The sequence below is a fragment of the Neisseria gonorrhoeae genome (genome assembly GCF_013030075.1).
Classification (GTDB): domain Bacteria; phylum Pseudomonadota; class Gammaproteobacteria; order Burkholderiales; family Neisseriaceae; genus Neisseria; species Neisseria gonorrhoeae.
On sequence record NZ_AP023069.1, the window covers coordinates 24,331 to 47,234 of the forward strand.

Below are 22,904 nucleotides of genomic sequence, written 5' to 3' on the forward strand. Positions count from 1 at the left end.
CGGCGGCTTTCCGTTGCGGTCAGCGGTGCAGGCGACGCACCAGAATATGCGGGTTTCGTCCGTTGCTGCGGTAGTCTTTGCGCCGCGTTTCGGGCAGCTCGTCTTCCGATGCCGTCTGAAAGCCGCGTTCGGCAAACCATTCGCCGGTATTTGTGGACAGTGCGAACAGCCTGCTTATGCCTATGCCGCGCGCCTTATCGATAATGTGGGCAAGCAGGCGTTCGCCGTAGCCGCCGTCCTGTGCCTGCGGCGAGACGGCAAGGCAGGCGATTTCGCCGCAATCGGCTTCGGCAAAGGTTTTGAGTGCGGCACAGCCGTACAGGTTGCCGTCGTGTTCGAGGATGGAAAATTCGGAAATGTGGTTTTCGAGGTATTCGCGGCTGCGGTGCAATAGGATGCCCTGTTCTTCCAGCGGGCGGATGAGGGCGGCGATGTGCGGGATGTCGCCGCTGTGCGCCTGCCGGATGGAGACGAAGGCTTCTTTGGCAATGGACGTGCCGATGCCGTTGCGGGTGAAGAGTTCTTGCAGCAGGCTGCCGTCGGCGGCCCCGTTGAGGATTTGGACGCGATGCACGCCGCCTTCGAGCGCGGCAACGGCGGACGAAATCAGTCGTCGGGTTTCGCTGGCGGCGTGTTCCGCCAGCGATTGCGCTTCCTGTGCCGAGAGGGTTTCGGCGAGCGTGCCGTCGGGGCGGGAAATGCCGTCTGAAAGGGTCAGGTAAACGAGTTTTTCGGCTTGAAGCGAGACGGCGACGGAAGCGGCGGCCTGCACCATATCGAGATTGAAGGTTTTGCCGCCGTAGGAATGCCCGAGCGGCGGCATCCAGACGATATTGCCCGCGTCGAGTTGGAAACGGAGGGCGGCGGTGTCGGTTTTGCGGATAACGCCCGCGTATTCCATATCGGTTCCGTCAATCACGCCTATCGGACGGGCGGTCAGGAAGTTGCCCGATACGAGCGGGACGGAAGGCGCGCGCGCGAATCCTGAAACGCTGCCGCACAATGCGGCTTCAAAACGGCTGCGGACGGTGCCGGCAAACTGCTGCGCCTGTCCGAGCGAGGTTTCGTCGGTAACGCGCAAACCCCGGCAATAATGCGGCGTGCGGCCTTGCGCGGCGGCGAGGCGGTCGAGGAAGTGGTACGCGCCGTGGATGAGGACGAGTCGGATGCCCAGTTGCGACAACAGCCCGATGTCGGCGGCGAGCTTATTTAAGGTGCCGCCTTCGAGCAGGCGGCCGTCTATGCCGGCGACCAGTGTCGTGCCGCGCATTTGGCGGATGTAGGGGGCGGCTTCGCGGAAGTGGGCGACAAAGCTGTCGGGCGCGTTCATAGGATGAAGAGGTAGGAAAGCTGCATAATGAGGACGATAAGTGCGAACAGGGTTGCAATAGTCCAGTTGAGCCCTTCCTGACGGGCGGGCGGTACGGAAACCTGCGGTGCGGCGGCAGGTGCGGCAGCGGCGGTTGCGGGCGGCGTATCGTGCAGGGTTGTACCGCCGTTGAGGATATCGGCGATTTCGTCGCGGGAAATCTGTTTCTTGCTAATGGCGTGCGTGCCGATGCGGTGGACGAGTTTGACATCCGAAACAGCTTCGGGCAAATCGTTGAATATAGGTTCTTTCGTGCTTGCCAGATGGTCTTTGGCTTTAAACAGCCCTTCGCATTTTTGGCAGACGACGAAGCCTTGGGCGACGTTGAGCTGGGTTTCTTTGACCCAGAGGCGGGTTTTGCAGTGCGGACAGAAACAGGCGGGCATGATGTTTTCTCGGTGTGTGTCGGTTTGATGCCGTCTGAAGCGGCAGGTGGTTCGGACGGCATATGCTTTATTCTACGCCGTACTGCCGGCGGTAGGTGCGGACGGGTTCGAGGAACTGTCCGAATTCGGGGTTGTTTTGCAACAGGATAAACAAATCGTTCAGGCTGGCGATGGGGGCGACGGGCAGGCCGTATTGTTTTTCCACTTCCTGAACGGCGGACAATTTACCCGTGCCTTTTTCCATGCGGTCGAGCGCGATGGCGACACCGGCGGGGGTTGCACCCTCCGCTTCAATCAGTTTGATTGATTCGCGTACGGATGTGCCGGCGGAAATCACGTCGTCGATAATCAGCACGCGCCCTTTAAGCGGCGCGCCGACCAACACGCCGCCTTCGCCGCGGTCTTTGGCTTCTTTGCGGTTGTAGGCAAACGGGACGTTCACGCCTTTTTCCGCCAGCATCATCGCGGTTGCCGCCGCCAAAATAATGCCTTTGTAGGCGGGGCCGAACAGCATATCGAATCGGATGCCGCTTTCAATGATGGATTGTGCATAGAATTTTGCCAGTTGCAGCGTGGACGCGCCGTCGTTGAAGAGGCCGGCATTGAAGAAATAGGGCGACCGCCGTCCGGCTTTGGTGGTAAATTCGCCGAATTTCAAAACATTTTGGGCGAGGGAGAATTTGAGGAAATCTTGGCGGAAATCAGTCATTTTGTGCTTTCTGTCAGATATTGGGACGCAGTTGCGATTCTACCGCCCCGTGCGGCGCGCTTCAACTGCCGCCGCCTTGCCGCAAGGCGCGTTTCAACTGTTTCAACACCTGCCAGTTTCGGGCTTTGAGTTCGGGTTGGCGCAACAGCCGGGCGGGATGGTCGATGATGAAGAAGGGACGGCTGCCGCACAAAGTTTCAATCATCGCCTGCCGTTCCAGGTTGACAAACGCCTGTCCGAGGAATAGGACGGCGGGGGCGCGGCAGCCGTCGAGTTCCCCGGCGATTTGACCCAGCGCATCCGCGACGGCCTGTTCAGACGGCATCGGGTTACCGACGGCGGCGGTTTTCACCCAACAGGTTTTGTGGACATAGGCGGCATCCAGTCCTGCGGCTTTGAGGATGTTGTCGAGCAGGATGCCCGCTTTGCCGTGGAACAGTTGCCCGTAAACCGCATCCTCGATCGGCGGACACAGGCTGACGACGGCAAGCTTGGTAATGCCCGAAGCGGCGGGAACGGGGGCGATGCCGTCTGAAAGGCCGGGCGGGGGCGTTTCGGTTTCAGGCGCGGGTTTGCGCGTATGTACGGCGGCGGTTTCCAACGCTTTCATCGTTTCGAGCCGCGCCTGAACGTTATGGGGTTGGGAAGGGCGGATCGTGGCGGCGCGGACGGTTTGGGGACGTGCCTGTGCCGGGGTTGCGGGTGTGTTTTTGGGCGGCAGGACGGCGGCGGCCTGTTTCAGCCACATCGGACCCAAGCCCAAAGCCTCGTGCAGGTGGAGGTAGCGCGCGCTTAACATATTTTCTCCATTAAGACGGCATCTTCGGTTTGCCCGTCGGCGGCGCAGTAATAGTTTTTCCGCCTGCCCGCAATGCTGAAGCCGTGTTTGGTATACAGTGCCTGTGCGGCGGCGTTGCCTGCGCGGACTTCGAGCAGCAGGCGTTGCGTGCCTTCGGGCAGATGTGCGTACCAATATTCGAGCAGGGCGGACGCAACGCCCCGTCGGCGGCATTCGGGCGCGGTGGCAATCAGGTGCAGTTCGGATTCGTCGGGCAGGTTCTGCCAAACGATAAAGGCGGCAATCCTGCCGTCTTTTTCCGTAAGGAAAACCTGTTCGGACGGCGAAACAAGCGCGGACTCAAATTGGCGTTGCGTCCACGCGGACGGGTTGCAGACGGTATCGAGCGCGGCCAGTGCGGCGCAGTCGGACGGTAAGGCTGGGCGGATGTTCATGTTCGTGCCTTCCGTTCCGCCTGTTCTTTGGCAGTCAGGGCGATTTTGTTGCGGACGTAGAGCAGTTCGGCGTGTGCCGCGCCAGTTGCGGGATAGCCGCCGCCGAGGGCGAGCGCGAGAAAATCGGCGGCGGTCGGCATATCGGGTTTGCCTGAGAAGGGCGGACGGTTTTCCAGTGCGAACGCACTGCCGATGCCGTCTGAAAAGACGTACCCCTCGGGGAGGGCAATGTCTGCCGCCCTACCGACTTGATAATCGCTCAAACGGCGGCGGTTCAGCGTGTCGAACCACGCATAAAACACTTCGCCCATACGCGCGTCCGCAGCGGCGAGTATGCAGCTTTGCGGCGGCGGCAGCGAGGCGGCGGCATCGAGCGTGGGGATGCCGATTAAAGGCGTGTCGAACGGCGTTGCCAAACCTTGCGCCACGCCGATGCCGATACGCAGTCCGGTAAACGCGCCGGGGCCTTTCGCATAAACAATCGCCCCCAAATCGGCGGCGGTAATGCCCGCATTTCGGAATAGGGTGCGGATTTCCGGCAGGATCAGTTCGGACTGGCGGATGCCGACTTCCTGATGGAACAGACGGATTTCGCCGTCGGCGCGCAGCGCGAGCGACAAATAGGAAGTTCCGGTATCGACGGCGAGGACGGGGCGGTTGAAATCGGCTTGCATGGTGTGGTTCTCGTTGGTTCAGACGGCATTATATAGTGAAATCGGCTTGCCTGCCGTGCCGTCGTGTCCTAGGGCGGTATGGCGCAAAAATGCCGTCCGAACGGTAAATTATCGTGTTCGGACGGCATTTTTCAAATACTACTGTTTGTCGGCGATGCCGATTTCGTGAACCTTTTCCCCTATCTTCACGGTTGCCGAGCCAGCGATTTCTTGGGCGCGGTCGCCGAAAAGGGCGAGGCGGTAAGTGCCTTTCTCTTCGCCGCCGTAGCGCGTGTCGCCCAAAATGACGGCGTGTGATTTTTCATCTGCTTTGAGTTCGGCGGAGGCAAGCTCAACATTCTGCTCGGGTGTTTTCAGGTGTTCGATTTTGCCGTGTCCCTGTTTGGCGGCGAAATCTATGGTATAGGTCAGTTTTCCGCCGGCATCGTCGGAGCTGAATGCTTTGCCGTGATACTCGGCTTTGCCGTCAGGCAGTTGGTTGAAGGCGGTATGTTCTCCGCCCAAATCGCTGACAAGGAAGGAGCGTTGGTTTATCAGGCTGTCGATTTTGTCGGGGTTGTTGATTTTTTCAATCCGTAGGGCAACGACGGCGGAGTGATCCTGTTTGTATATTTGAAATTCGCCGCTTGCCAGTGTGATGGTTTGTCCGTCCACTTCGATTTTTTGCACGAAGTCGAAGCGGCTGATTTTGTCGTTCTTCAGTTTGCCCGTGTTGAGGCTGTTGTCTTTGCCGCCGGCTTTGAAAGTTTTTTCCGCACCTTGTGCCGACAGGGTCAGTGTTCCGTTTTGGGGAATGGAGGCTTCCAATGTTAGGGATTTCAAACCTTTGTCTTTATGGTCGAGCGGCGCGGTTAATGCATCGGCAAGCCCCGTGCCGATGTCGGCGGCGACACCACCGCCTCCGCCCCTCCGCTGCTGCAGGCGGTCAGAATCAGGGCCGGCGGTCAAAGAAAGGCAGCAGAAGGTAGTTCGGTTCACAGGTTTACTCCTAGTCATACACAGAATAGATAATATATAAACGTTTTGGTTATGGTATCTTTTTTTGCATACTGCATCAATGAGGCAGGTCAGAGAAGCAAAAATCAAATGCCGTCCGAACGGCGTTCAGACGGCATTTTGTTTACAGGCAACCTGTTATTTGACGATTTGGTTCAATTCGCCCTTGGCATAACGGCTTGCCATTTTTTCCAACGAAACAGGTTTGATTTTGCCTGCCTGACCTTCGCAACCGAACGCAAGATAACGGTCGAGGCAGATTTGCTTCATCGCTTCAATGGTTTTGCCCAAGTATTTGCGCGGATCAAAGTCGGACGGGTTTTCGGCAAGGTAGCGGCGTACCGCGCCGGTGGAAGCGAGGCGCAGGTCGGTATCGATGTTGACTTTGCGCACGCCGTGTTTGATGCCTTCGACGATTTCTTCAACCGGCACGCCGTAGGTTTCGCCGATATTGCCGCCGTATTCGTTGATGACTTTCAGCCATTCTTGCGGAACGGAGCTGGAGCCGTGCATCACGATGTGTGTATTGGGCAGGGCTTGGTGGATTTCCTTGATGCGGTCGATACGCAATACGTCGCCTGTGGGCGGACGGGTGAATTTGTATGCGCCGTGGCTGGTGCCGACGGCAATCGCCAATGCGTCAACGCCGGTATCTTTAACGAAACGCACGGCATCTTCAACGCTGGTGAGCATTTGGTCGTGTGAGAGTTTGCCTGCCGCGCCCACTCCGTCTTCTTCGCCTGCTTCGCCGGTTTCGAGGTTGCCCAATACGCCGATTTCGCCTTCGACGGACACGCCGCAGGCGTGGGAGAAGTTGACGACGGTACGGGTGGCGTTGACGTTGTATTCGTAAGAAGAAGGGGTTTTGCCGTCTTCGAGCAAAGAGCCGTCCATCATCACGGAGGAGAAGCCCAGTTGGATGGAGCGTTGGCACACGTCGGGCGATGCGCCGTGGTCTTGGTGCATCACGACGGGGATGTGCGGAAATTCTTCGACTGCCGCCAGAATCAGGTGGCGCAAAAACGGCGCGCCCGCGTATTTGCGCGCACCTGCGCTCGCCTGTACGATGACGGGCGCGTTGACTTGGTCGGCGGCTTCCATAATGGCGCGCATTTGTTCGAGGTTGTTGACGTTGAACGCGGGCAGGCCGTAGCTGTTTTCGGCGGCGTGGTCGAGCAGTTGGCGCATGGATACGAGTGCCATTTGTGTCTCCTTGGGCAATAGGTAAATAAGGCGGATTATAATGTTTTTTACGGCAAAAAACCATAAACGGCTCATTGATTTTATATTAACGATAACGGCGGGCAGATGGGGCGGATTTTGGGCGGTTCGGGATTTTGGTGTGTTGTTTATGATAATGTTTTCACTGGTTTTTTGATATTTGTGTGGGACGGTTATGGTTTTGGACGGGTTTGCGGCGTATTTTGACGCTTATTTGGAAAACATCGTGCGCGAGGGCAAGTCGGAGCACACGGTTGCGGCATACCGGCGCGATTTGGAAGAACTGTTTGCACTGTTGGCACAAATGCCGTCTGAAGATGCAGGCGGCGTGCCGCAGGACTTGTCGCGGCGCGATTTTACGGCGGCGTTGCGGCGGCTGTCGCAGCGCGGTTTGGACGGTCGGACGCTGGCGCGCAAGCTGTCGGCGTGGCGGCAGTATTGCGCCTGGCTGGTCAAACGCGGGCTGATGCGCGCCGACCCGACCGCCGACATCAAACCGCCGAAGCAGCCCGAGCGCGTACCCAAAGCCCTGCCGCAGGAATGGCTGAACCGGATGTTGGATTTGCCCGTGGACGGCGGCGACCCGCTGGCGGTGCGCGACCACGCGCTGTTCGAGCTGATGTACGGCAGCGGTTTGCGCGTGAGCGAGATACACGGCTTGAATGCAGATGATGTATATTTGGACGAAGCGTGGGTACACGTTACCGGCAAAGGGCGCAAGCAGCGTCAGGTTCCGCTGACCGGCAAAAGCGTGGAAGCCTTGAAAAACTATCTGCCGCTGCGTCAGACGGCATCGGACGGCAAAGCCCTGTTTACCGGCAGGAACGGCACGCGCCTGAGCCAACGCCAAATCCAAAAACGCCTCGAATCGTGGGCGGCGCAATACGGCGACGGCAGGCACGTTTCGCCGCATATGATGCGCCACAGCTACGCCGGCCACCTGTTGCAGGCTTCGCGCGACATCAGGGCGGTGCAGGAGCTGCTCGGACACAGCAGCCTTTCGACCACGCAGATTTATACCAAGCTCGATTTCGACCACATCGCCCGCCTCTATGACGAAGCCCACCCGCGCGCCAAGCGGCAGGACGAATGACGTACGGCAAAATCAGCCGTCAGCCGCACGCTCTTGATATATAATTGACCGTTGCACCCGGACGACACATAAAAAAGACACACCATGAACCCAAGCCCCCTACTCGACCTGATTGACAGCCCGCAAGATTTGCGCCGCCTGGACAAAAAACAGCTGCCGCGCCTTGCCGGCGAGTTGCGCGCCTTTCTGCTGGAATCTGTCGGGCAGACCGGCGGGCATTTCGCCAGCAATCTGGGTGCGGTCGAACTGACCATCGCCCTGCACTATGTGTACGACACGCCCGAAGACAAGCTGGTGTGGGATGTCGGACACCAAAGCTACCCGCACAAAATCCTGACAGGCAGGAAAAACCAGATGCACACCATGCGCCAATACGGCGGTTTGGCGGGTTTTCCGAAACGTTGCGAGTCCGAGTACGACGCGTTCGGCGTGGGGCATTCCTCCACCTCCATCGGCGCGGCTTTGGGCATGGCGGCGACGGACAAACTCTTGGGCGGCGACCGCCGCAGCGTCGCCATCATCGGAGACGGCGCGATGACGGCGGGGCAGGCGTTTGAAGCCTTGAATTGCGCGGGCGATATGGATGTGGATTTGCTGGTCGTCCTCAACGACAACGAAATGTCGATTTCCCCCAACGTCGGCGCGTTGCCCAAATATCTTGCCAGCAACGTCGTGCGCGATATGCACGGACTGTTGAGTACCGTCAAAGCGCAAACGGGCAAGGTATTAGACAAAATACCCGGCGCGATGGAGTTTGCCCAAAAAGTCGAACACAAAATCAAAACCCTTGCCGAAGAAGCCGAACACGCCAAACAGTCGCTGTCGCTGTTTGAAAATTTCGGCTTCCGCTACACCGGCCCCGTGGACGGACACAACGTCGAGAATCTGGTGGACGTATTGAAAGACTTGCGCAGCCGCAAAGGCCCTCAGTTGCTGCACGTCATCACCAAAAAGGGCAACGGCTACAAACTCGCCGAAAACGACCCCGTCAAATACCACGCCGTCGCCAACCTGCCTAAAGAAGGCGGGGCGCAAATGCCGTCTGAAAAAGAACCCAAGCCCGCCGCCAAACCGACCTATACCCAAGTATTCGGCAAATGGCTGTGCGACCGGGCGGCGGCAGATTCCCGACTGGTTGCGATTACCCCCGCCATGCGCGAGGGCAGCGGACTGGTGGAGTTTGAACAACGATTCCCCGACCGCTATTTCGATGTCGGCATCGCCGAGCAGCACGCCGTTACCTTTGCCGGCGGTTTGGCGTGCGAAGGCATGAAGCCCGTCGTGGCGATTTATTCCACCTTTTTACAACGCGCCTACGACCAACTGGTGCACGACATCGCCCTGCAAAACCTGCCCGTTTTGTTTGCCGTCGACCGTGCGGGCATCGTCGGCGCGGACGGCCCGACCCATGCCGGCTTGTACGATTTGAGCTTCTTGCGCTGTGTGCCGAACATGATTGTTGCCGCGCCGAGCGATGAAAACGAATGCCGCCTGCTGCTTTCGACCTGCTATCAGGCGGATGCGCCCGCCGCCGTCCGCTATCCGCGCGGCACGGGTACGGGCGCGCCGGTTTCAGACGGCATGGAAACCGTGGAAATCGGCAAGGGCATTATCCGCCGCGAAGGTGAGAAAACCGCCTTCATTGCCTTCGGCAGTATGGTCGCCACCGCATTGGCGGTTGCCGAAAAACTGAACGCCACCGTCGCCGATATGCGCTTCGTCAAACCGATAGACGAAGAGTTGATTGTCCGCCTTGCCCGAAGCCACGACCGCATCGTTACCCTTGAAGAAAACGCCGAACAGGGCGGCGCAGGCGGCGCGGTCTTGGAAGTGTTGGCGAAACACGGCATCTGCAAACCCGTTTTGCTTTTGGGCGTTGCCGATACCGTAACCGAACACGGCGATCCGAAAAAACTTTTGGACGATTTGGGTTTGAGTGCCGAAGCGGTGGAACGCCGGGTGCGCGAGTGGCTGCCGGACCGTGATGCGGCAAATTAAACCGCTTGACCGCGCCGTCGTTATCGGGCGGCGTTTTTAAACGGCGTTTGTTTCTGCGGTTTTTTTATTGAAACCCCGCAGGCGGCAGGAAGGGTTCGGGCGGCGGCTTTCGGGCGGTGCTTGGTGTGCCGTTGCGCGTTTGGAAATTTATTCCGCTTGTCCGTATAACGGCGGCGGTGCCGTCTGCCGATACAAGGCAAAATGCCGTCTGAAACGCTTCAGGCGGCATTTTTCGGCGTGAGGGTTTTAGGCTTCGACAATTTTGCCGCGCAGGGAAAAGGTGTAGGCTTCGGTGATTTCCAAATCGATCATTTGGTTGATCATGTCGGGCGTGCCGGTAAAGTTGACGACGCGGTTGTTGGCGGTACGGGCTTGGAGCTGGTCGGGGTCTTTTTTGGAGATGCCTTCGACCAGGCAGCGTTGAACCGTGCCGATCATGGTTTGGTTGATGCGGGCGGTTTCGGCTTCGATGACTTCGTTCAAGGCTTCGAGGCGGCGCACTTTTTCTTCGTGCGGCGTGTCGTCCGGCAGGTTGGCGGCAGGCGTGCCGGGGCGCGGGCTGTAAATAAACACGAAGCTCAAGTCGAAGGCAATGTCTTTCACCAGTTTCAAGGTTTGCTCGAACTCGCGTTCGGTCTCGCCGGGGAAACCGACGATGAAGTCGCTGCTCAGGCACAAATCAGGACGGATGGCGCGCAGTTTGCGGATGATGGATTTGTATTCCAAAGCGGTGTAGCCGCGTTTCATCGCGCTCAATACGCGGTCGGAACCGCTTTGAATCGGCAGGTGCAGGTGGGAAACCAGTTTGGGCAGGTCGCGGTAGCACTCGATAATCGAGTCGGTAAACTCGCGCGGGTGGCTGGTGGTGAAGCGCATACGTTCGATGCCGGGGATTTCGTGGACGATACGCAGCAGGGTGGCGAAGTCGCAGATTTCGCCGTCGTCCATTTCGCCGCGATAGGCATTGACGTTTTGTCCCAAGAGGTTGATTTCTTTCACGCCTTGCTGGGCAAGGTTGGCGATTTCGGTCAATACGTCGTTGAGCGGGCGGGAGAATTCTTCGCCGCGCGTGTAGGGGACGACGCAGAAGGAGCAGTATTTGGAACAGCCTTCCATAATCGACACAAATGCCGCGCCGCCTTCGACGCGGGCGGGCGGCAGGTGGTCGAATTTTTCGATTTCGGGGAAGGAAATATCGACTTGCGACAGCCCGCTGGTTTCTTTGTCCACAATCATTTTGGGCAGGCGGTGCAGCGTTTGCGGGCCGAAAACCACGTCAACATAAGGCGCGCGTTTGATGATGTTTTCGCCTTCTTGCGAGGCGACGCAGCCGGCAACGCCGATGATGAGGCCGGGGTTTTTTTCTTTGAGCGGACGGACGCGCCCCAAGTCGGAGAACACTTTTTCCTGTGCTTTTTCGCGCACGGAACAGGTGTTGAACAAGATGATGTCGGCTTCGTCGGCTTGGGTAACCTGTTCGATGCCGCCGTGTTCTTCGGCAAGGACGGACAGCATTTTTTCGCTGTCGTACTCGTTCATCTGGCAGCCGAAGGTGCGGATAAATACTTTTTTCATGGTTTGTGTCTTTCTCGGGCAGCCGTAATCGCGGGGCTGATGGTTGTTGGAATGAAAAAATTTCAGACGGCACGACGATGCCGTCTGAAAATCGGTGCGGATTATAGCACGATGTGGGTTTGGGAGGCAAAATATTGTTTTAAAATATGAATTTAATCGGTCGGAACGGCTGTATAATGTTTGGCTTTAACGGGAGGTGTGTGTATGGGCGGCATTGCTGCTGTGTGCGTGTACCAGCAATTTCGGCGACAGGGAACATCAGTTCCTGCGTTATAGTGGATTAAATTTAAACCAGTACAGCGTTGCCTCGCCTTGCCGTACTATTTGTACTGTCTGCGGCTTCGTCGCCTTGTCCTGATTTTTGTTAATCCACTATATCAGACGGAAGAGGGAATCGCACAAACGGTTGTTAAAGGCAAAACGACCCGGGCGGAGGTAGAGGCACGTTTCGGGAAGCGCAACCCTTTCGGCTGTTATGCCTATCACGAGGTCAGCCTGCCGATTTATAATTTTTTGCCGACCAATTTCATCTATATGAAATCGGAGCGGCGGCATTGGGAATGGTGCGTGGATTACGACGGGGAGGGAGTCGTCCGGGACTACCGCTTTACACATATAAAGAGGAAAAAGACGAGCGTTCCGTCATCCGGGATACGGTTGGCGTAATCCGCAAAGAAGCGGGCAAATCCTTGTCGCAACCTGAAAAATGATAAAATGGGGCTTTCTGCTTCCAAGCCCGAAACCTGCCGTTCAGACGGCATTTGAGGATAAATATGAACCGTAACGAAATTTTATTCGACCGCGCCAAAGCCATCATCCCCGGCGGCGTGAATTCGCCCGTGCGCGCATTCGGCAGCGTCGGCGGCGTGCCGCGCTTCATCAAAAAAGCCGAAGGCGCGTATGTTTGGGACGAAAACGGCACGCGCTACACCGATTATGTCGGCTCTTGGGGGCCTGCGATTGTCGGACACGCGCATCCCGAAGTCGTCGAAGCCGTGCGCGAAGCTGCGTTGGGCGGTTTGTCGTTCGGCGCGCCCACCGAAGGCGAAATCGCCATTGCCGAACAAATTGCCGAAATTATGCCGTCTGTCGAACGGCTGCGCCTCGTCAGCTCCGGCACGGAAGCGACGATGACTGCCATCCGTCTGGCACGCGGTTTTACCGGCCGCGACAAAATCATCAAATTTGAAGGCTGCTACCACGGCCATTCCGACAGCCTGTTGGTGAAAGCAGGCAGCGGTCTGCTTACCTTCGGCAATCCTTCTTCCGCCGGTGTGCCTGCCGACTTTACCAAACATACTTTGGTACTCGAATACAACAACATCGCCCAACTCGAAGAAGCCTTTGCCCAAAGCGGCGACGAAATCGCCTGCGTGATTGTCGAACCCTTCGTCGGCAATATGAACCTCGTCCGCCCGACCGAAGCCTTTGTCAAAGCCTTGCGCGGATTGACCGAAAAACACGGCGCGGTGTTGATTTACGACGAAGTGATGACCGGTTTCCGCGTCGCGCTCGGCGGCGCGCAGTCGCTGCACGGCATCACGCCCGACCTGACCACGATGGGCAAAGTCATCGGCGGCGGTATGCCGCTTGCCGCGTTCGGCGGACGCAAAGACATCATGGAATGTATTTCCCCGTTGGGCGGCGTGTATCAGGCAGGTACATTATCAGGCAACCCGATTGCCGTCGCCGCCGGCTTGAAAACGCTGGAAATCATCCAGCGCGAAGGCTTCTATGAAAACCTGACCGCCTTGACACAACGCCTTGCCAACGGTATTGCCGCCGCCAAAGCGCACGGTATCGAGTTTGCCGCCGACAGCGTGGGCGGTATGTTCGGTCTGTATTTCGCCGCACACGTGCCGCGAAACTATGCCGATATGGCGCGCTCCAATATCGACGCTTTCAAACGCTTCTTCCACGGCATGCTCGACCGCGGCATTGCCTTCGGCCCGTCCGCTTATGAAGCAGGTTTCGTTTCCGCCGCGCATACGCCCGAGCTGATTGACGAAACGGTTGCGGTTGCGGTTGAAGTGTTCAAGGCGATGGCTGCATGATGTTTTGACGGACAGAGTTTCTCTGTTCGATTTGTTTGGCAGATTGAAGTAAGAATGCACACCGCCGTCATTCGTCATTTCCGCGCAGGCGGGAATCCGGACCTTTCAGTTTCTGTAATGATTGAAAATAACGGCAAGCCCGACCTTCCGGATTCCCGCCTGCGCGGGAATGACGGGCGTGTACATTTTTGATTTCAATTTACTGTAAAAATGCCGTCTGAAATATATAGTCAATTAAAATCAAAATAGGACAGTAGCGCATCGTCAAATCGGGCGTAATCAGACAAAACGGTTCGCAGATACCGCTTAATATTCGCCCACACTTTCTCAATCGGGTTGGGCTCGGGCGAACAAGGTGCGGGAGGCAATACCTTATGTCCCAATTTTTCCGCCGTTCCCCGTAAGGCACCCATACGGCGAAATCGCGCATTATCTGAAATAATCACCGATTTTTGAGCCAATGCGGGCAGTAGGCATTGCTGAAACCGCGCTTCAAAAAAGACCCCGGCCACCGTATTTTGACAAACCATCGGAGCAATCGGCCGGTTGCCGACTTGTGCGGACACCAAAGATAAGCGCCGGTATCTTTTCCCACTTATCCGCGCTTTCGCCATTTGCCCTTTCAGGCTGCGGGCATAGGGGCGGAACAGGCGGCGGTCGAATCCTGTTTCATCCGGACAAACACGTTGGCAGTCGGAAAATCCGGCCGGCCGTGTCAAATAATGCGTTACTTTGGCCGGGTCTTGTCCTTTGTAAGCGGCGGTCTTTTTTTGCGCGCCATCCGCATCTGTTTGGGCGCATGGCAAACGGCGGCTGCCGTACAATCAAAATGTTTGGCGATTTCATGCAGACAGGCATCCGGATGCCGCCCGACATATCGAGCCGGTTTTTGCCTATCCGATTTGGCGGCATTTAGGCCGGTAACTTGATGTTTTAGGCTGCCTGTTTGTTTTTTAAGGCGAATCCGCAGGTAAAGCGTGTTTCTTGACAAGTTAAACGTTGCTGCGGTTTGGCCGGTGTTTTTGCATTGTCCGTAATATAGCGGATTAACAAAAACCGGTACGGCGTTGCCCCGCCCCGGCCCAAAGGGAACGATTCCCTAAGGTAATGAAGCACCGGGCGGATCGGTTCCGTACCATTTGTACTGCCTGCGGTCCGCCGCCTTGTCCTGATTTTTGTTAATCCGCTATGGTTTAAAGCTTTGTTTCTTAAGTCCGCAGAGTATGCCATGGTTAAACCTTCAACGTCGAGTGTTGTACTATTTTGTTTTTAATTGAATATAAATAGCGTTTCAGACGGCATTGTTTGTTTCTTATTGCGCTTCGGCTTTCGGGGCGGAAATCAGGAAGTGTTCGCGGTAGTGGCGCATTTCTTCGATGCTCTCCAAAATGTCGTCCAATGCCTTGTGCGAACCGCGTTTGACGACGCTTTTGGCAATGGGCGGATTCCAGCGTTTGGCGAGTTCTTTCAGCGTGGAAACGTCGAGGTTGCGGTAGTGGAAGTAGTTTTCCAGTTTCGGCATATATTTGACCATAAAACGCCGGTCTTGGTGGATGGAGTTGCCGCACATCGGTGTGGCGCGTCCGGGTATCCATTCCGACATAAAGTCCAGCAGTTTCTGTTCGACTTCGGCTTCGGTATGCGACGATTCGCGCACGCGCTGCGTCAGCCCCGTCCTGCCGTGTGTGGCGGTGTTCCACTCGTCCATATTGTCGAGCAGATCGTCGCTTTGGTGGATGGCGTAAACTTCGGATTGCGCCAACACATTCAAATCCGAGTCGGTAATAATCATCGCGACTTCGATAATGCGGTCGGTTTCGGGATTCAGCCCCGTCATTTCCATATCGAGCCAGCAGAGGTTGTTTTTGTCCTGCACGGTGTTTCCTTTCCGTTTCAGCGTTTTACGCCGTTCAAGCGCGCCCAGCCTTCGTCAGTTTCCGCCGGGTCGAGATCGAACCATTGGCTGTAAATGCCGCCGAGTTCTTCGGCCTGTTCATCCAACAAACCGGACAACACGATGCGTCCGCCCTGTTTGGTGCGGGCTGCAAGCATTTCGCCGAGCATACGCAAAGGGTTGGCGAGGATGTTGGCGACAACTACGTCGAATTGCCCTTGAGGCAGACTGTCGGGCAGGAAGAATTGTGCATCGACGTTGTTCTGTTCGGCGTTGTCCCTGCCGGAGCGGACGGCCTGTTCGTCAATATCCACGCCGACGGCGGAACCTGCACCGAGTTTGAGGGCGGCGATGGTCAGGATGCCCGAACCGCAGCCGTAGTCGAGGACGCTTTCGCCGTTTTTGAGTTGCGTATCCAGCCATTTGAGGCAGAGGCGCGTGGTCGGGTGGCTGCCGGTGCCGAAGGCGAGTCCGGGATCGAGGCGGAGGTTGACGGCGCAGCCTTCGGGGGCTTCGTGCCAAGAGGGGGTAATCCACAGGCGGTCGGAAATTCGGATGGGGTCGAATTGCGATTGCGTGAGGCGCACCCAGTCTTGGTCTTCGATGGTTTCGCCGGTGTATGCCAAGTCTTTTAACCCGCATTCTTGTGCGGCGGCATCGATGACGGCGGCGGCTTCGTCGTGTTCGCCGAACAGGGCGATGACTTTGCTCTGCTGCCAGATTTGTTCGGTGGGCATACCGGGTTCGCCGAAAATCGCCTGTTCGTTTTGCGTGCCGGCGCAGGCATCTTCGATGGCGGCGGAGAGTGCACCGTGTTCCATCAGCGCGTCGGCGAGGCGTTCGGCGACGGCATCGTTGACGTTGACGGTGATTTGTTGGTAGGGCATAACGGGCTTTCTTGGAAATATCGAAATCGGTTTCAGACGGCGGGGCAAGGGAAATGCCGTCTGAACGCGGAAGGGCGGCTTCAGACGGCATATCGGCGGCGGCTTATTTGTCCTGTTTGGTTTTGCGCGCTTCCAGCCAGTGCTCCAGGTAATGGATGCTCACTCCGCCTTCTTGGAAACCCGCATCGGCGAACAGGTCGCGGTGCAACGGCGTATTGGTTTTGATGCCGGTTACCGCCAGCTCGGCGAGTGCGACGCGCATTTTCGCCATTGCCTGTTCACGCGTTTTTCCGTGTACGCAGATTTTGCCGATCAGGCTGTCGTAGTACGGCGGGATGCGGTAGCCTTGGTAGATGTGGCTGTCCACGCGGATGCCGAAGCCGCCGGGCAGGTGGCAGCTTTCAATCGGGCCCGGGCTGGGGATGAAGTTGTACGGGTCTTCGGCATTGATGCGGCACTCGAAGGCGTGGCCTTCGATTTTGATGTCTTTCTGTTTGTATTGCAGCGGCAGGCCGGATGCGATGCGGAGTTGCTCTTGGACGATGTCCACGCCGGTAATGAGTTCGGTAACCGGATGCTCGACCTGAACGCGCGTGTTCATCTCGATAAAGAAAAATTCGCCGTCTTCGTATAAAAATTCAAACGTGCCCGCGCCCCGGTAGCCGATGCGTTTGCACGCGTCGGTACAGGCTTTGCCGATTTTTTTGCGTGCCTCTTCATCGATAAACGGGGCGGGTGCTTCCTCGATGACTTTCTGGTGGCGGCGTTGCAGCGAACAGTCGCGCTCGGCAAGATAGACGGCGTTGCCGTGTTCGTCGGCAAGCACTTGGATTTCGACGTGGCGCGGGCGTTGCAGGTAGCGTTCCATATAAACCATCGGGTTGCCGAACGCCGCGCCCGCTTCAGCCTTGGTCATTTCGACAGACTGGAGGAGGTCTTCTTTTTTCTCGACCACGCGCATACCGCGCCCGCCGCCGCCGCCCGATGCTTTGATAATCACGGGATAACCGACTTTGTCGGCGATTTTGAGGATTTCGGCATCATCGTCGGGCAATGCGCCGTCAGAGCCGGGGACGCAGGGCACGCCTGCCGCTATCATCGCGTGTTTGGCGGAGACTTTGTCGCCCATCAGGCGGATGGTGTCGGGTTTCGGGCCGATGAAGGTAAAGCCGGACTGTTCGACCTGTTCGGCGAAATCGGCGTTTTCGGCAAGGAAGCCGTAGCCCGGGTGGACAGCGTCCGCGCAGGTTACTTCGGCGGCGGCAATGATGGCGGGAATGTTCAGATAACTTTGCGCAGAAGCGGCAGGACCGATGCACACGGATTCGTCGGCGAGTTTGACGTGCAGGCTGCCTTTGTCGGCTTCGGAATGCACGGCAACGGTGGCAATGCCCATTTCGCGGCAGGCACGGAGTACGCGCAAGGCGATTTCGCCCCGGTTGGCGATTAAAACTTTTTTCAGCATGATGACCTTTCCTGCGGTTCCGGCAACCCGTCCGTAAAAAAAGGGTGCGGGAACGCTGAAGGGGGGAAAGCATTTCAGACGGCATCGGAAGTTTATGCCGTCTGAAAACAGGATTATCCGATGATGAAGAGCGGTTCGCCGAATTCGACGGGCGTACCGTTTTCGACCAGAATTTCTTTGACCGTGCCGGATTTTTCGGCTTCGATTTCGTTCATCAGCTTCATCGCTTCGATGATGCACAGCGTGTCGCCGGCTTTGACCTGTTGACCGACTTCGACAAATGCGGCGGCATTCGGGCCGGGCGCGCGGTAGAACGTGCCGACCATAGGCGATTTTTGAGCGTCGGACAAATCGCGGGCGGCCGGCGTTACGGCCGGCGCGGCGGCAGGTACGGGCGCGGCGTAAACGGGAGCTGCCGCAGCTGCAATGGTACGGGTAATGCGGACTTTTTCCTCGCCTTCGGTTACTTCGATTTCGGCGATACCCGATTCTTCAACCAAATCAATCAGTTTTTTTAATTTGCGCAAATCCATTTCTGTTCCTTTAAAGGCTGCCGGTGTTCCGGCGGGTTGTTGCGTTGGTTTTTCAGAAAACAGCCGGCTTGCGGCAACGGCGCAAACCGGGCGGAATGGTGTTCGGATACGGTTTTCCTGTGGTGGGAAACGACCGTGAAATTGTGTTCATTTTCCCGAAGTTGTCGGTAAATGTCCAGTAAAATATCAAAAAACGGCGGTTTTTGGGGGAAATGTGCAGGAAGTTTGATTTTGCGCACAAGATGCCCCGAGTCAAGAGTGTTTATTCTAATCTGTTGGTTTTTCGGGCAAAGATGCCGTCTGAAAAAGGGCTAAAGTGCGTATAATGGCGGCTTGCCCGAACGAGAGTGTAAAAATGGATATTTCAGATTTTGACTTTACCCTGCCCGAACACCTGATTGCCCAGCATCCGCCCGAGGTGCGCGGCAGCAGCCGGCTTTTGGTCGCGCTGCCCGATATGCCGCTGCAAGACCGGGTGTTTGGCGATTTGCCCGATTATGTCGAGGCAGGCGACGTTTTGGTATTCAACAACACCAAAGTCATGAAGGCGCGGCTGTTTGGGCAGAAAGACAGCGGCGGCAGGATCGAAGCCCTGATTGAGCGTGTGTTGGACAACCATACCGCATTGGCGCACATCCGTTCGTCCAAGTCCCCCAAGCCCGGTATGGGGCTGGTGTTTGAAGGCGGTATCCGTGCCGTGATGGTCGGGCGTGAGGGCGAACTGTTCTGCCTGCGTTTTGAAGGCGGTCAAACCGTTTACGAACTTTTGGAACAGAACGGACACCTGCCCCTGCCGCCTTATATCGAACGTGCCGCCGATGCGGACGACGACAGCCGTTATCAAACTGTTTATGCCAAATATCAGGGCGCGGTCGCCGCGCCGACGGCGGGCCTGCATTTTACGGAAGAACTTTTGCGCCGTCTGAAAGACAAAGGCGCGGTAACCGCAGAAGTAACCCTGCACGTCGGTGCGGGGACATTCCAACCCGTGCGCGTCGATAAAATCGAAGAACACAAAATGCACAGCGAATGGTTTGAAGTGCCGTCTGAAACCGTCGCCGCCGTTGAGGCGGCAAAAGCCCGGGGGAACAAAGCCTGGGCGGTCGGCACGACTTCCATGCGCGCCCTCGAGTCTGCCGCGCGCGCAACGGGATATTTGAAAGACGGACAGGGCGACACCGATATTTTCATCACGCCGGGCTACCGTTTTAATGTTGTCGACAGGCTGGTTACCAATTTTCATCTGCCGAAATCGACGCTGCTGATGTTGGTCGGCGCGTTTTCGGGTATGGGTCATATCCGCGCCGTGTACCGTCATGCGATTGAACGTGAATACCGTTTCTTCAGCTACGGAGATGCGATGGTTTTGGGGCGGAACGAAGGGGGCGGGCTTTAAACTGCTGCTGTCCGTTGCAAGGCAGATGCCGTCTGAACCGTGGTTCGGGCGGTATTTTTATGGATGTCCGGCAGTTGGATAATCCACCGCCCCAAATTAGGGTGCTTAAAGGTCAAAAGAAAGTGAAGGCTATGTGCAACAAAATGCCGTCTGAAACCGCAAAACGGCTTCAGACGGCATTGTTCAACCTGATTCAGGCATCAGTTGCGGTTTTTCAAACGACCGTGCAGCTCTTGAACGCTGTACACACCCAGATAATCCCGGCTTTTCGCGCCTTCGCTCATCGCTTCGCCGCCGGCGGTGGTGGTGTATTGCGGCACGCGTTGCTGCAATGCGCTTTGGCGGATGATGTGGCTGTCGGACACGGATTGCGGATCGCTGGAAACGGTATTTACGACCAGTGCGATTTCGCCGTTTTTCAGCGCGTCGCCGATGTGCGGGCGGCCTTCGGGGACTTTGTTGATGGCCTGCACAATCAGCCCGTGTTCGGTCAGGTATTGCGCCGTGCCGCGCGTGGCGCAGATGCCGTAGCCTAAGGCTTGGAAGTTTTTGGCGGTTTTAATGACGCGTTCTTTGTCTTCTTCGCGCACGGAGAGGAAGATTTTGCCGGTCGGGTTGAGGCGTTCGCCCGCGCCGAGTTGGGCTTTGTAGTAGGCTTCGCCGAAACTTGCGCCCACGCCCATCACTTCGCCGGTGGAGCGCATTTCCGGACTCAAAATCGTATCCACGCCCGGGAATTTGATGAATGGGAACACGGCTTCTTTAACGGCATAGAAATCGGGGACGACTTCTTTTTCCACGCCTTGTTCTTTCAGGGAAATGCCTGCCATGCAGCGCGCGCCGACTTTGGCGAGCGGCACGCCGGTGGCTTTGGAGACAAAGGGGACGGTACGGCTGGCGCGCGGGTTGACTTCCAACACGAACACCACGCCGTCCTGCACGGCAAACTGCACGTTCATCAGTCCGACCACGCCCAGCGCGTACGCCATCGCTTTGGTTTGGCGGCGGATTTCGTCTTGGATTTCTTCGCTTAAGGAGTAGGGCGGCAGCGAGCAGCCGGAGTCGCCGGAGTGGATGCCCGCCTGTTCGACGTGCTGCATGATGCCGCCGATAACCACATCTTTGCCGTCTGAAACGCAGTCCACATCGACTTCAATCGCGTTGTTGAGGAAGAAATCGAGCAGCACGGGGCTGTCTTCGGAAACCTGCACGGCTTCGCGCATGTATTTTTGCAAGGCTTCGGCGGAGTGGACAATCTGCATCGCGCGTCCGCCCAAAACATAAGACGGGCGCACGACCAGCGGATAACCGATTTCTTCGGCTTTGACGAGTGCTTCTTCTTCGTTGTGGGCGATGCGGTTGGGCGGTTGGCGCAGGCCTAAGTCGTTCAACACTTTTTGGAAGCGTTCGCGGTCTTCGGCGGCATCGATGCTGTCGGCGGATGTGCCGATGATGTTCACGCCGTTTTCAACCAATGCGTTGGCGAGTTTCAGCGGGGTTTGACCGCCGTAATGAACAATCACGCCCCACGGGTTTTCGGTGCGGACGATTTCCAACACGTCTTCCAATGTCAGCGGCTCGAAATAGAGGCGGTCGCTGGTGTCGAAGTCGGTGGACACGGTTTCGGGGTTGCAGTTGACCATAATCGTTTCAAAGCCCGATTCGCGCAGGGCGAGTGCGGCGTGAACGCAGCAGTAGTCAAACTCGATGCCCTGACCGATGCGGTTCGGGCCGCCGCCGAGAATCATCACTTTTTTACGGTCGGAAGGACGGGATTCGCATTCTTCTTCGTAAGTGGAGTAAAGATAGGCGGTTTCGGTGGCGAACTCGGCGGCGCAGGTATCGGCGCGTTTGTAAACCGGATGCAGCTTCAGCGCGTAGCGGTGTTCGCGAACTTCTTTTTCGCTTACGTTCAACAATTGTGCCAAACGTTTGTCGGAGAAGCCTTTGCGTTTCAGACGGCGTAGGGCGGCGTAATCCAAATCTTGCAACTGGCCGTCTGAAACCGATTTTTCTTCCTTCATCAAGTCTTCGATTTGCGCCAAGAACCAAGGGTCGATGGCGCAGATCTCGTGGATTTCTTCCGGCGTGAAGCCCGCGCGGAACGCGTCTGCCACAAACAGCATACGTTCGGGGCCGGGGTTGGCCAGTTCGCGGCGGATTTCCGCTTTGTCTTCGCTGCGCGGATTGAAACCGCACAAGCCGGTTTCCAAACCGCGCAGGGCTTTTTGGAAGCTTTCCTGAATGGTACGGCCCATCGCCATTACTTCGCCCACAGATTTCATCTGCGTGGTCAGGCGGTCGTCTGCGGCGGGGAATTTTTCAAACGCGAAACGCGGGATTTTGGTTACCACATAGTCGATGGAAGGCTCGAACGACGCGGGCGTGCGGCCGCCGGTGATGTCGTTGCGCAACTCGTCCAGCGTAAAGCCGACCGCCAGCTTCGCCGCCACCTTCGCAATCGGGAAGCCCGTTGCTTTGGAAGCCAGCGCGGACGAACGGCTCACGCGCGGGTTCATCTCGATCACAATCATCTCGCCGTTTTCAGGGTTCACCGCAAACTGCACGTTCGAGCCGCCCGTGTCCACGCCGATTTCGCGCAATACCGCCAACGAAGCGTTGCGCATGATTTGGTATTCCTTGTCCGTCAGCGTTTGCGCCGGCGCAACCGTAATCGAGTCGCCCGTATGAACGCCCATCGGGTCGAAGTTTTCAATCGAACAGATGATGATGCAGTTGTCCGCCTTATCGCGCACCACTTCCATCTCGTACTCTTTCCAGCCGAGCACAGACTGCTCAATCAGCAGCTCATGCGTAGGCGACGCATCGAAACCGCGTTCGCAAATCGCCAAAAACTCATCCTTATTGTAGGCAATGCCGCCGCCCGAACCGCCCATCGTGAAAGACGGACGAATCAGCGTCGGAAAGCCGACCTGTTCTTGCGCCGCCAAGGCTTCGTTCATGGTGTGGCAGACAAAAGATTTCGGGCAAGAGAGGCCGATTTTTTCCATCGCTTCTTTAAAGCGGCCGCGGTCTTCCGCCTTGTCGATCGCGTCTTCCGTTGCGCCGATTAACTCGACATTGTATTTCGCCAGCACGCCGTTACGCGCCAAATCCAGCGCACAGTTCAGCGCGGTCTGACCGCCCATCGTGGGCAGAATCGCATCGGGCCGCTCCTTGGCGATAATCTTCTCCACCGTCTGCCACATAATCGGCTCGATGTAGGTAACATCCGCCATTTCGGGGTCGGTCATAATCGTGGCGGGGTTGGAATTCACCAAAATGACTTTATAGCCTTCTTCACGCAAGGCTTTGCAGGCCTGTGCGCCCGAATAGTCAAATTCGCAGGCCTGACCGATAACGATAGGGCCGGCGCCGATGATAAGGATGGATTTTAGGTCGGTACGTTTGGGCATGGGTG

Annotated in this window: 20 protein-coding genes and 3 pseudogenes; 6 read left to right on the plus strand and 17 right to left on the minus strand. The window is 57.1% G+C overall.

Annotated features, from left to right (window positions below):
- Positions 1-19 precede the first annotated feature (19 nt).
- The 8 genes from argA to fba all read right to left on the minus strand — a co-directional run bounded on the left by argA (position 20) and on the right by fba (position 6,570).
- Positions 20-1,330 (minus strand): amino-acid N-acetyltransferase, encoded by a 1,311-nt coding sequence (gene argA / locus HT085_RS00130; RefSeq protein ID WP_003687241.1) that lies wholly within the window; start codon positions 1,328-1,330, stop codon positions 20-22.
- On the minus strand, positions 1,327-1,755 hold the full coding sequence (locus HT085_RS00135) for an MJ0042-type zinc finger domain-containing protein (protein WP_003690500.1): 429 nt from the start codon (positions 1,753-1,755) through the stop codon (positions 1,327-1,329). The genes argA and HT085_RS00135 overlap by 4 nt, the downstream gene beginning before the upstream one ends.
- Positions 1,756-1,822: 67 nt before the next feature.
- Positions 1,823-2,464 (minus strand): orotate phosphoribosyltransferase, encoded by a 642-nt coding sequence (gene pyrE, locus HT085_RS00140; RefSeq protein WP_003690501.1) that lies wholly within the window; start codon positions 2,462-2,464, stop codon positions 1,823-1,825.
- Between the two features lie 61 nt (positions 2,465-2,525).
- The gene (locus tag HT085_RS00145; RefSeq protein WP_003687248.1) at positions 2,526-3,263 is read right to left on the minus strand and encodes a uracil-DNA glycosylase family protein; all 738 of its coding nucleotides are present in this window, start codon (positions 3,261-3,263) and stop codon (positions 2,526-2,528) included.
- On the minus strand, positions 3,257-3,697 hold the full coding sequence (gene rimI, locus HT085_RS00150; protein ID WP_003690502.1) for a ribosomal protein S18-alanine N-acetyltransferase: 441 nt from the start codon (positions 3,695-3,697) through the stop codon (positions 3,257-3,259). Before rimI ends, HT085_RS00145 begins: the two co-directional genes overlap by 7 nt.
- Positions 3,694-4,371, minus strand: a complete 678-nt coding sequence (gene tsaB / locus HT085_RS00155) for a tRNA (adenosine(37)-N6)-threonylcarbamoyltransferase complex dimerization subunit type 1 TsaB (RefSeq protein WP_003687250.1) — start codon at positions 4,369-4,371, stop codon at positions 3,694-3,696. The genes rimI and tsaB overlap by 4 nt, the downstream gene beginning before the upstream one ends.
- Positions 4,372-4,509: 138 nt before the next feature.
- Positions 4,510-5,367 (minus strand): factor H-binding protein, encoded by an 858-nt coding sequence (locus HT085_RS00160; protein ID WP_017146691.1) that lies wholly within the window; start codon positions 5,365-5,367, stop codon positions 4,510-4,512.
- A gap of 138 nt (positions 5,368-5,505) precedes the next feature.
- Entirely contained in the window at positions 5,506-6,570 is a 1,065-nt protein-coding gene (gene fba / locus HT085_RS00165) for a class II fructose-bisphosphate aldolase (protein WP_003687252.1), read from the minus strand.
- Between the two features lie 193 nt (positions 6,571-6,763).
- On the opposite strand from fba, the gene xerC reads away from it, so the two are divergent.
- Both xerC and dxs read left to right on the plus strand, forming a co-directional pair.
- The gene (xerC, locus tag HT085_RS00170) at positions 6,764-7,681 is read left to right on the plus strand and encodes a tyrosine recombinase XerC (RefSeq protein ID WP_003687253.1); all 918 of its coding nucleotides are present in this window, start codon (positions 6,764-6,766) and stop codon (positions 7,679-7,681) included.
- A gap of 84 nt (positions 7,682-7,765) precedes the next feature.
- On the plus strand, positions 7,766-9,679 hold the full coding sequence (gene dxs / locus HT085_RS00175; RefSeq protein ID WP_003690504.1) for a 1-deoxy-D-xylulose-5-phosphate synthase: 1,914 nt from the start codon (positions 7,766-7,768) through the stop codon (positions 9,677-9,679).
- Positions 9,680-9,743: 64 nt separating this feature from the next.
- Here the strand turns inward: dxs and HT085_RS00180 are convergent, their stop codons facing one another.
- The gene (locus HT085_RS00180; RefSeq protein WP_153707845.1) at positions 9,744-9,908 is read right to left on the minus strand and encodes a hypothetical protein; all 165 of its coding nucleotides are present in this window, start codon (positions 9,906-9,908) and stop codon (positions 9,744-9,746) included.
- Between the two features lie 17 nt (positions 9,909-9,925).
- Entirely contained in the window at positions 9,926-11,254 is a 1,329-nt protein-coding gene (gene miaB, locus HT085_RS00185; RefSeq protein ID WP_003687255.1) for a tRNA (N6-isopentenyl adenosine(37)-C2)-methylthiotransferase MiaB, read from the minus strand.
- A gap of 196 nt (positions 11,255-11,450) precedes the next feature.
- On the opposite strand from miaB, the pseudogene HT085_RS00190 reads away from it, so the two are divergent.
- From HT085_RS00190 to hemL, 3 genes and pseudogenes are all read left to right on the plus strand, one after another.
- Positions 11,451-11,528 (plus strand): annotated as a pseudogene (locus tag HT085_RS00190) (glucosamine-fructose-6-phosphate aminotransferase); the annotation flags it as partial.
- A 50-nt stretch (positions 11,529-11,578) separates the two neighbouring features.
- Positions 11,579-11,964, plus strand: a pseudogene (locus HT085_RS11600) (glucosamine-fructose-6-phosphate aminotransferase).
- 63 nt (positions 11,965-12,027) lie between these two features.
- A complete protein-coding gene (gene hemL, locus HT085_RS00200; RefSeq protein ID WP_003687258.1) occupies positions 12,028-13,308 on the plus strand; it encodes a glutamate-1-semialdehyde 2,1-aminomutase in 1,281 nt (426 codons plus the stop codon).
- A gap of 230 nt (positions 13,309-13,538) precedes the next feature.
- On the opposite strand, the pseudogene HT085_RS11525 reads toward hemL, so the two are convergent.
- The 6 genes and pseudogenes from HT085_RS11525 to HT085_RS00235 form a co-directional block, all read right to left on the minus strand.
- Positions 13,539-14,404 (minus strand): annotated as a pseudogene (locus HT085_RS11525) (transposase).
- A 216-nt stretch (positions 14,405-14,620) separates the two neighbouring features.
- Positions 14,621-15,184 carry an oligoribonuclease gene (gene orn, locus HT085_RS00215; protein WP_003687260.1) on the minus strand — a complete coding sequence of 188 codons (564 nt, stop codon included), beginning with the start codon at positions 15,182-15,184 and terminating at the stop codon, positions 14,621-14,623.
- Positions 15,185-15,201: 17 nt separating this feature from the next.
- A complete protein-coding gene (gene prmA, locus HT085_RS00220; RefSeq protein WP_003687261.1) occupies positions 15,202-16,089 on the minus strand; it encodes a 50S ribosomal protein L11 methyltransferase in 888 nt (295 codons plus the stop codon).
- Positions 16,090-16,192: 103 nt separating this feature from the next.
- A complete protein-coding gene (gene accC / locus HT085_RS00225) occupies positions 16,193-17,554 on the minus strand; it encodes an acetyl-CoA carboxylase biotin carboxylase subunit (protein WP_003687264.1) in 1,362 nt (453 codons plus the stop codon).
- Between the two features lie 113 nt (positions 17,555-17,667).
- Positions 17,668-18,087 carry an acetyl-CoA carboxylase biotin carboxyl carrier protein gene (gene accB, locus HT085_RS00230; protein ID WP_003690508.1) on the minus strand — a complete coding sequence of 140 codons (420 nt, stop codon included), beginning with the start codon at positions 18,085-18,087 and terminating at the stop codon, positions 17,668-17,670.
- Positions 18,069-18,326, minus strand: a complete 258-nt coding sequence (locus tag HT085_RS00235) for a hypothetical protein (protein WP_003687268.1) — start codon at positions 18,324-18,326, stop codon at positions 18,069-18,071. The genes accB and HT085_RS00235 overlap by 19 nt, the downstream gene beginning before the upstream one ends.
- Before the next feature lie 116 nt (positions 18,327-18,442).
- Between HT085_RS00235 and queA the strand changes: the two genes are divergently transcribed.
- Positions 18,443-19,483 carry a tRNA preQ1(34) S-adenosylmethionine ribosyltransferase-isomerase QueA gene (gene queA / locus HT085_RS00240; protein WP_003687270.1) on the plus strand — a complete coding sequence of 347 codons (1,041 nt, stop codon included), beginning with the start codon at positions 18,443-18,445 and terminating at the stop codon, positions 19,481-19,483.
- A gap of 200 nt (positions 19,484-19,683) precedes the next feature.
- Here the strand turns inward: queA and carB are convergent, their stop codons facing one another.
- Entirely contained in the window at positions 19,684-22,899 is a 3,216-nt protein-coding gene (carB, locus tag HT085_RS00245; RefSeq protein ID WP_003690509.1) for a carbamoyl-phosphate synthase large subunit, read from the minus strand.
- Between the last annotated feature and the right edge of the window lie 5 nt (positions 22,900-22,904).

What these genes read in the sequence shown, in the direction of transcription:
- HT085_RS00135 (WP_003690500.1), bottom strand. Translation starts at nt 1,755, where the DNA reads ATGCCCGCCTGTTTCTGTCCGCACTGCAAAACCCGCCTCTGGGTCAAA.
- hemL (WP_003687258.1), top strand. Translation starts at nt 12,028, where the DNA reads ATGAACCGTAACGAAATTTTATTCGACCGCGCCAAAGCCATCATCCCC.
- xerC (WP_003687253.1), top strand. Translation starts at nt 6,764, where the DNA reads ATGGTTTTGGACGGGTTTGCGGCGTATTTTGACGCTTATTTGGAAAAC.
- dxs (WP_003690504.1), top strand. Translation starts at nt 7,766, where the DNA reads ATGAACCCAAGCCCCCTACTCGACCTGATTGACAGCCCGCAAGATTTG.
- pyrE (WP_003690501.1), bottom strand. Translation starts at nt 2,464, where the DNA reads ATGACTGATTTCCGCCAAGATTTCCTCAAATTCTCCCTCGCCCAAAAT.
- queA (WP_003687270.1), top strand. Translation starts at nt 18,443, where the DNA reads ATGGATATTTCAGATTTTGACTTTACCCTGCCCGAACACCTGATTGCC.
- miaB (WP_003687255.1), bottom strand. Translation starts at nt 11,254, where the DNA reads ATGAAAAAAGTATTTATCCGCACCTTCGGCTGCCAGATGAACGAGTAC.
- HT085_RS00180 (WP_153707845.1), bottom strand. Translation starts at nt 9,908, where the DNA reads ATGCCGCCTGAAGCGTTTCAGACGGCATTTTGCCTTGTATCGGCAGAC.
- argA (WP_003687241.1), bottom strand. Translation starts at nt 1,330, where the DNA reads ATGAACGCGCCCGACAGCTTTGTCGCCCACTTCCGCGAAGCCGCCCCC.
- tsaB (WP_003687250.1), bottom strand. Translation starts at nt 4,371, where the DNA reads ATGCAAGCCGATTTCAACCGCCCCGTCCTCGCCGTCGATACCGGAACT.
- accB (WP_003690508.1), bottom strand. Translation starts at nt 18,087, where the DNA reads ATGGATTTGCGCAAATTAAAAAAACTGATTGATTTGGTTGAAGAATCG.
- rimI (WP_003690502.1), bottom strand. Translation starts at nt 3,697, where the DNA reads ATGAACATCCGCCCAGCCTTACCGTCCGACTGCGCCGCACTGGCCGCG.
- carB (WP_003690509.1), bottom strand. Translation starts at nt 22,899, where the DNA reads ATGCCCAAACGTACCGACCTAAAATCCATCCTTATCATCGGCGCCGGC.
- HT085_RS00145 (WP_003687248.1), bottom strand. Translation starts at nt 3,263, where the DNA reads ATGTTAAGCGCGCGCTACCTCCACCTGCACGAGGCTTTGGGCTTGGGT.
- HT085_RS00160 (WP_017146691.1), bottom strand. Translation starts at nt 5,367, where the DNA reads ATGACTAGGAGTAAACCTGTGAACCGAACTACCTTCTGCTGCCTTTCT.
- accC (WP_003687264.1), bottom strand. Translation starts at nt 17,554, where the DNA reads ATGCTGAAAAAAGTTTTAATCGCCAACCGGGGCGAAATCGCCTTGCGC.
- prmA (WP_003687261.1), bottom strand. Translation starts at nt 16,089, where the DNA reads ATGCCCTACCAACAAATCACCGTCAACGTCAACGATGCCGTCGCCGAA.
- fba (WP_003687252.1), bottom strand. Translation starts at nt 6,570, where the DNA reads ATGGCACTCGTATCCATGCGCCAACTGCTCGACCACGCCGCCGAAAAC.